At 64.5% G+C, this 3,923-nt stretch carries 4 protein-coding genes; 2 read left to right on the forward strand and 2 right to left on the reverse strand.

Going from position 1 to position 3,923, the window contains the following annotated elements; translation table 11 throughout:
* Window positions 1–274 precede the first annotated feature (274 nt).
* Complete coding sequence (locus ACE3S9_RS16190; protein WP_374547511.1) at window positions 275–1,528, reverse strand: NAD(P)/FAD-dependent oxidoreductase; 1,254 nt, start codon at window positions 1,526–1,528, stop codon at window positions 275–277.
* 96 nt (window positions 1,529–1,624) lie between these two features.
* Here ACE3S9_RS16190 and ACE3S9_RS16195 point away from each other — a divergent pair, with 96 nt between their 5' ends.
* Window positions 1,625–2,578, forward strand: a complete 954-nt coding sequence (locus tag ACE3S9_RS16195) for a D-2-hydroxyacid dehydrogenase (protein ID WP_374547512.1) — start codon at window positions 1,625–1,627, stop codon at window positions 2,576–2,578.
* 241 nt (window positions 2,579–2,819) lie between these two features.
* Here ACE3S9_RS16195 and ACE3S9_RS16200 read toward each other — a convergent pair whose 3' ends face one another.
* Window positions 2,820–3,197, reverse strand: coding sequence for a winged helix-turn-helix transcriptional regulator (locus ACE3S9_RS16200; protein WP_374547513.1), 378 nt, complete (start codon window positions 3,195–3,197; stop codon window positions 2,820–2,822).
* 86 nt (window positions 3,198–3,283) lie between these two features.
* On the opposite strand from ACE3S9_RS16200, the gene ACE3S9_RS16205 reads away from it, so the two are divergent.
* Window positions 3,284–3,904 (forward strand): FMN-dependent NADH-azoreductase, encoded by a 621-nt coding sequence (locus ACE3S9_RS16205; RefSeq protein ID WP_374547514.1) that lies wholly within the window; start codon window positions 3,284–3,286, stop codon window positions 3,902–3,904.
* Window positions 3,905–3,923: the final 19 nt, after the last annotated feature.

Genomic DNA, 3,923 nt, shown 5'->3' on the forward strand with positions numbered 1-3,923 from the left:
GCGGGGTCAGCCCGGCGAAAATCAGGAAGCTGCCGATGGCGCAGAGAATGGCGATCGCCACGACGAAGGGGCCGAGGCGCGACAGGAAGCTGCGCTCTCGGCGGCGCGACTTTCGGGATTCGGGCCGATTTTCTTTCTCTTGCGTCATTGACCGCGGGGCGCTGGGAATCGGGCAGGAAATGTATCGAACAGATTAAGGCGTGGCAATAATGCAACGCTGTTGCACGATTGCGACAAAATTACGCGCATTTCGCGGCATCTGCGCAGCATCGCCTCAGCGCAACAGCGCCTTGAGATCGCGCGTCGGATCGGCGACGGCGGCGGGATCGGGCGACAGCCCGCCGTCGAGCAGCCGCCGCGCCAGCAGATGGTCGCCGGGGCGATTGACCGAATCGACGGCGACCAGTCTGTCTGCGCGGTAATAGAACAAGGAAAAACCGGCCGCGCCAGCCGGCCTTTCGACGCAAAGATCGAAACCCTCGTTCAGGCCGGCCATTTGCAGCTTGACGTCATATTGGTCGGACCAGAACCAGGGCGCGGCGTTAAAGGGTTTTTCGCGTCCCATCAGAGCGGCGGCGGCGGCCTTGGCCATTTCCACCGCGAATTGCACGCTCTCGAAACGCCGCAAGGAGCCGTCAGCGCCGCGCAAAGCGGCGCAATCGCCCGCCGCGACCACGCCTTCGGTTGAGGTCCGGCCACAGGAATCCACAATCACGCCGCGCGAGACGGCGAGGCCGGCGGCCGCCGCCAATTCGTCATTGGGCTGGGCGCCGATGCCGAAGACGACGAGATCGGCCGGAAAAAGCCGGCCCGAAACGGTGGCGACGGCCGTCGCAGCGCCGTCGGCGCCGGCGATCGCGGCGACCTGCTCGCCAAACAGCAAATCAACCCCGTGGGCGCGGTGCAGATCGGCGAAAAAAGCGGAGATTTTCGGGGTCACGGCCCGCGCCATCAGCCGGTCCAGCGCCTCGATCAAGGTGACGGCGCAGCCGCGCTTGCGCGCCGCCGCCGCGACCTCCAGCCCGATGAAGCCGCCGCCGATGATGACGACCCGTTGCGCCGCATCGAGCCGGCGTGAAATCTGATGGGCGTCGGCGAGATCACGAAGCACGCAGACGCCGGAAAGAGCGGCGCCGGGCAGGTCCGGCCGCCGCGCGCGGGCGCCCGTCGCCAAGGCGAGGCCGGTCCAGTCGAGCGCCGAACCATCGGCCAGCACCGCCCGCCGCCCCGCGAGATCGAGGCCGGCGACGCGGACGCCGAGACGCAGGTCGATCTTTTTCGCGGCGAAAAAATCCGGATTGCGGATCACGAGGCGGTCGTCGGCGGTTTCGCCCGCCAGCCAGGCCTTGGACAAGGGCGGGCGCTGATAGGGCGGCGAAGCCTCCTCGCCCAGCAGGGCCAGCTCGCCGGCAAAACCTTCCGCGCGCAGGCTCTCGGCGATCTGGAGCCCGGATTGGCCGGCGCCGACTATCACGATCCGCTCGCTCATCCGTCCCGCCTCCTGCCAGCCGAGAAAATTCTTTCGCATGCCGCCTTGCGGTGATGCAATCGCTCGTTTCCGATCCAGCTTTTGCCAGCCGAACGAAGCGGATGCTAGTTTCGCCAGCCCGATCCGGAGGCCTCCATGCGCAAAATCGTGTTTCTCGACGCGGCGACCCTCGCCGAGGGCATCGTCCCGCCAGCGCCCGATTTTCCCCATGAATGGATCAGCTATCCCGCCACCCGGCCCGATGAGGTCGTCGCGCGCGCGGCGGAGGCCGAGATCGTCATAACCAACAAGGTCCCGGTCTCGGCGTCCGATATAGCCGCGCTGCCGAAGCTGCGGCTGATCGCGGTCGCCGCCACGGGTTATGACCAGGTTGACCTCGGCGCCGCCCGCGCGGCGGGGATCGCCGTGACCAATGTGGTCGGCTATTCGACCGAATCGGTGCCCGAGCACGCTTTTGCCCTGATCCTCGCCCTGCGGCGCCAGATTCTGCCCTATGTGATGGATGTGCGCGCCGGAGTCTGGCAGGCCAGCGGCCAGTTTTCCTTCCACACCCATCCGATTTCCGACCTGCGCGGCAAGAGGCTCGGCCTGTTCGGCTCCGGCGCCCTCGGCCAGGAGGTCGCGCGGATCGCCGCCGCCTTCGGCCTCGAAACCGTTTTCGCCGGCCGCAAGGGCGAGAAGGCGCGGGCGGGCGCGGTGGATTTCGAGGAGGTTCTGGCGACTGCTGACATTTTGTCACTGCATTGCCCGCTGAACGCGGAAACGCAAAATCTGCTCGGCTGGCCGGAATTTTCGCGGATGCGCCGGAAGCCGCTGCTGATCAATACGGCGCGCGGCGGAATCGTCGATGAAGAGGCGCTGGAGCGGGCGCTGGACGCAGGCCTCGTCTCGGGCGCGGGGATCGACGTCACGCGGCCCGAGCCGCCGCCCGCCGACAGCGCCATCATGCGGCTGGCGCGGCGGCCCGATGTGCTGGTCACGCCCCATATCGGCTGGGCCGGCCGCGAAACGCAGCAAAAAATGCTTCACCTGCTCGGCCAGGTCCTCACGGCCTTTGCGCGAGGCGAGCGGATGAACCGGGTGGATTAGATCGTTTCATTGCTTCATGGAAACAATGGAACGATCCAGATCTTTGTTTTGACGCGAATTCGCTTCGCGGACCTACGGTGCTTTACGCGAACCGGCATCCACTTCGCTCGAAAGCGCTATAGCTTTCATCAGGCGGGCAAGAGCATTCGCGCACGGGGCGACGGCTATGATCTGTCGCCCCCCGCCGGCATGGTCCATCTCGCCAACGCCAGATACTGGCTCAAATTTGTCCCCACACGCCTTAGCTTGCATCATATCGGACGCGAGCGTCTTGGATATTCTCCTGATTGGTGTTCGCCCACGTAACGAGAGCCATTACTGGCACAAGAAGCGTGCGTCCTACCTCCGTCAACTCATAGTCCACGCGTGGCGGAATAGTGGGAAACAATGTCCGCTTCACCAACCCATCACGTTCCAGTCCGCGCAAGTTAATCGTCAGCATCCGTTGTGAGATGCCGTCGATCCGACGCCGCAGTTCATTGAATCGAACTGGTCCGTCTTTGAGCGTTGCGATGATGTACAGGGTCCATTTGTCGCCGACGAGATCAAGGATTTCCCGAACCATCCGGCAGTCGTCACCTTCGCCGGGGGTAGGAAAATCAATGTCACTGAGTGTCACAGGAGTGCCTTCTTGCGAGGGACAGGGCAGTCACCTTAATAGTGTCGGTAACAACAATTTACTACCCTGTTCACGTCGGAGCAACCATGACCAACATCCTCCTCGTTACATCGAGCCCTCGTGGCGCCGAAGGCCTGTCCACCCGCTTCGCCACCGAGATCGCCGAAGGCTTCAGAGATCGCTTGGGCGGCGCCCTTTTGACTCGCGATCTCGCGGCCAACCCACTGCCGCATATCGCGCAGGCCTATATTCACGGCCGCGTCGCGGCCCCCGACGCGCGCACATCCGAGCAGGTCAAGGCGGTCGGCCTTGCCCAGGCGCTCGTCGATGAGGTGAAGGCGGCTGACGTGATCGTCTTGGGGTCGGCCATGATTAATTTCGGCCCGTCGTCGCAGCTCAAGGCCTGGTTCGATCATATCACTTGGCCGGGCGTGACCTTTGGCTATAGCGCAGCCGGCAGGCCGCAGGGATTGCTGACCGGCAAGAAGGTCTATCTCGTCACTGCCGCAGGCGGCGTCTTCTCGGAAGGCGACTGGGCCCCCTTTGATTTCCAGACCGGGTATCTGCGCCACCTCTTGGGCTTTATCGGCCTGACCGACATCGAAATCATCCGCGTGGAAGGCACAGTCTTCGGGCCTGAGGCGGCCAAGGCCGCCATCGCCGCCGCCGAAGCCCAGGTCCGCTCGGTCTTGGAAAAGGCCGCCTGAAGGCGGGCAAGGCCGCCAT

Source organism: Rhodoblastus sp. (genome assembly GCF_041915505.1).
Lineage (GTDB): Bacteria > Pseudomonadota > Alphaproteobacteria > Rhizobiales > Beijerinckiaceae > Rhodoblastus.